Annotated in this window: 3 protein-coding genes; all 3 read right to left on the reverse strand. The window is 68.0% G+C overall.

The features are described from left to right. Positions 1-1,604, reverse strand: a 1,604-nt coding sequence (locus tag B0W88_RS35265) for a Cache 3/Cache 2 fusion domain-containing protein (protein WP_077038265.1), incomplete at its 3' end; no start/stop codon positions are given. 93 nt (positions 1,605-1,697) lie between these two features. After that, the gene (locus B0W88_RS30590) at positions 1,698-2,246 is read right to left on the reverse strand and encodes a chemotaxis protein CheW (RefSeq protein ID WP_083749178.1); all 549 of its coding nucleotides are present in this window, start codon (positions 2,244-2,246) and stop codon (positions 1,698-1,700) included. Between the two features lie 22 nt (positions 2,247-2,268). After that, on the reverse strand, positions 2,269-3,473 hold a 1,205-nt coding region (locus B0W88_RS30595; protein ID WP_198937985.1), incomplete at its 5' end, for a chemotaxis protein CheA.

The following is a 3,473-nucleotide window of genomic DNA, read 5'->3' on the forward strand; positions in this document are numbered from 1 at the left end:
CGCGCCGCCTCGGCCGAGCGCTGGGCCAGCGAGCGCACCTCGCCGGCCACCACGGCGAAGCCGCGGCCCTGCTCGCCGGCGCGCGCCGCTTCCACGGCCGCGTTCAGCGCCAGGATGTTCGTCTGGAAGGCGATGCCGTCGATCGTGCCGATGATGTCGCCGATGCGGCGCGAGCTGTCGTTGATCGCGTTCATCGTCGTCACCACCTGGCCCACCACCTCGCCGCCGCGCGCCGCCGCGGTGGAGGCGCTACTGACCAACTGGTTGGCGGTGCGGGCCGAGTCGGCGGTCTGGCGCACGGTGCCGGTCAGCTCGGTCATCGAGGAGGCGGTGCTCTGCAGGTTCTGCGCGGTCTGCTCGGTGCGCTGCGACAGGTCCTGGTTGCCGGTGGCGATCTCGGAGCTGGCGGTGCCGATCGAGTCCACCGAATGGCGCACGGTCCCGATGGTGTCGGCGAGCTGCAGCCGCATCGCTTCGGTCTGCTGGATCAGCGTGCCGATCTCGTCGTGGCGCTCGCTCTTCACCGCATGGGTCAGGTCGCCCTGGGCGATCGCGCCGATGCCCTGGGTCAGCTGCGCGAGCGGCCCGGCCACCCAGCGCCGCATCATCCAGGCCAGGCCCCAGCCGAGGCCGACCACCGTCAAGGCCAGCAGCAGCCAGAAGGGCAGCATCGTCGCCCAGTGCGAGGCCAGCGACTCGCTGTGGGACACCTGGGCGACCACCCAGTAGCCGTTCTTGTCGTTCTTGCGGACCAGGGCGAAGTAGTCGTCCTTGCCGTTCTTGGCGCTGCCCAGCGCATCGGGCACGTGGGCGGCATAACCGTGATCGTCAGCGGTACCCAGCGCCTTCAGCAGCTCCGGCGCGGCTTCCTTCAGCAGCTTGCCCTTCAGCGTCGGGTGCGAGGAGAAGAAGGCTTTCTCCGGGTCCTTGGCCGCGCCGATCACATAGGTGCCGCCGGTGTCGAAGAACCTGGCCGAGGCGGCCATGCCGTCCATCGCCTTGTCGAAGCTGTCCAGGTCGAAGCCGACGAAGAGCAGGCCGATCAGCTTGCCGGCGTCGCTCTTGATCGGCTCGTAGTAGGTCATGTAGGGCCGGCCGAACAGGATGGCGCGGCCGGCGTAGGGCTTGCCGGCCGAGACGGTGGCGAAGGCGGGATGCTGCGGGCCCAGCTTGGTGCCCATCGCCCGCTCGCCCTTGGCGTTCTTGAGGGACGTGGTGATGCGCTCGAAGTCCCCGTCCTTGGCGGCGAACACGGTGGCCACGCCGCCGGTCACCGCGGCGAACTTGTCCACCTGGGTGAAGTTGCCGTTGAGCTTGGGGCCCCAGTCGCGCAGGTCGCCGCTGGCCTCGTCCAGCGTGAAGCTGGGCCCGAACTCCTGGCGGAAGGAGCCGAAGTTGCGCTCCACCAGCACGCGCGAGGTGTCGTCCATCGCGTTCATCGCGTCGACCATCGACTGCGATTTGTCAGCCACCCAGGTCAGCACGCGCTCGTTGGCGCTGCGGGTCAGCATCACGCTGACCACGCCGGTGACCAGGGCTAGCACCAGGGCCAGGGCGACGACGCCGGTGAGCGAGACGCGGCGGGCGATCGATTCGGTTCGCATGGGGTCTTGCTCCGGTAGAAAGAAAGAAGGCCCACCGGGCACGGGGCGCGGTGGGCCTGGGATCAGCTCAGGTATTCAGTTATTCGAGCGCATTCAGGCCGAGATCGAATCCATCAGGCCCATGTCGGCGCTGCTCATCAGGCCTTCGATGTCCATCAGGATCAGCATGCGGTCGGCCACGGCGCCGATGCCGGTGATGAAGCTGGTGTCCACGGTCGCGGAGCTCAGTTCCGGCGCCGGGCGGATCGCGTCGCGGCCCAGTTCCAGCACGTCCGAGACCGAGTCCACCACCGCGCCGACGACGCGGTTGCGCACGTTCAGCACGATCACGACGGTGAAGCTGTTGTATTCGACCGTGGGGCAGCCGAGCTTCAGGCGCAGGTCCACGATCGGCACGATCACGCCGCGCAGGTTCACCACGCCCTTGATGAACTCGGGCGCGTTGGCGATGCGGGTGGGCGGCTCGTAGGAGCGGATCTCCTGGACCTTCAGGATGTCGATGCCGTATTCCTCGGCGCCGAGGCGGAAGGTCAGGTACTCGGCGGCGGGGCCGGCGGCGGCGAGGGCGCCTCCCTGCGAGCCCTGCTGTTGCGTCTGCAACTGGCCTGCGGGACGCACGGCCGGCACTTGGGAGCTTTCCATGAGCGGTTTCCTTGTGTGTGAATCAATGACGCGAGCGGCGCACGAGGCTGCCCACGTCCAGGATCAGGGCCACGCGGCCGTCGCCCATGATGGTGGCGCCGGACACGTCGTTGACCTTGCGGTAGTTGGCCTCGAGGTTCTTCACGACGACCTGCTGCTGGCCGAGCAGTTCATCGACCAGCAGCGCCACGCGGCCGCCTTCGGCCTCGATGACGACCATGATGTTGCTGCTCTTCTCGAAGTCGAAGCGCGGCACGTTGAAGATCTGCTCCAGCTCGATCACCGGCATGTACTCGTCGCGCACCTCGACCACGCGGCCCGAGCCGGCGACGGTCTTGACGGTGTTCTTCTGCACCTGGAAGGACTCGACCACCGAGGACAGCGGCAGGATGTAGACCTCCTCGCCGACGCCCACGCTCATGCCGTCCATGATGGCCAGCGTCAGCGGCAGGCGCACCGAGACCTTCATGCCGTAGCCCTCGGCCGAGTCGATCTCGACCGTGCCGCCCAGCGAGGTGATGTTCTTCTTGACCACGTCCATGCCGACGCCGCGGCCGGACACGTCCGTCACCTGGTCGGCGGTGGAGAAGCCGGGCGCGAAGATCAGGTTCCAGGCGTCCACGTCGCTCATGCTGTCGGGCGCGTCGATGCCCTTCTCGCGGGCCTTCTTGATCAGCTTCTCGCGGTTCAGGCCGCGGCCGTCGTCGCGCACCTCGATGACGATGGAGCCGCCCTGGTGCGAGGCGACCAGCGTGATCGTGCCGCTCTCGGGCTTGCCCTTGGCGGCGCGCTCGGCCGGCGTCTCGATGCCGTGGTCGCAGCTGTTGCGCACCAGGTGGGTCAGCGGGTCGGTGATCTTCTCGACCAGGCTCTTGTCCAGCTCGGTGGCCTCGCCCTGCGTGACCAGCTCGACCTTCTTGCCCAGCTTGGCGGCCAGGTCGCGCAGCATGCGCGGGAAGCGGTTGAAGACGACCGACATCGGAATCATCCGGATCGACATCACCGATTCCTGCAGGTCGCGCGTATTGCGCTCCAGGTCGGCCAGGCCGGAGGCGAGCTGCTGGTAGATGCCGGGATCGAGGTCGCGGCTGTTCTGGGCCAGCATGGCCTGCGTGATGACCAGCTCTCCGACCAGGTTGATCAGCTGGTCGACCTTCTCGATCGAGACGCGCAGCGTGGACTGGTCCATCGCGGCGGCCGGCTTGCCGCCGGCCTCGGCCTTGGCGG

The organism is Pelomonas sp. KK5 (assembly GCF_001984095.1).
Taxonomy (GTDB): domain Bacteria; phylum Pseudomonadota; class Gammaproteobacteria; order Burkholderiales; family Burkholderiaceae_C; genus KK5.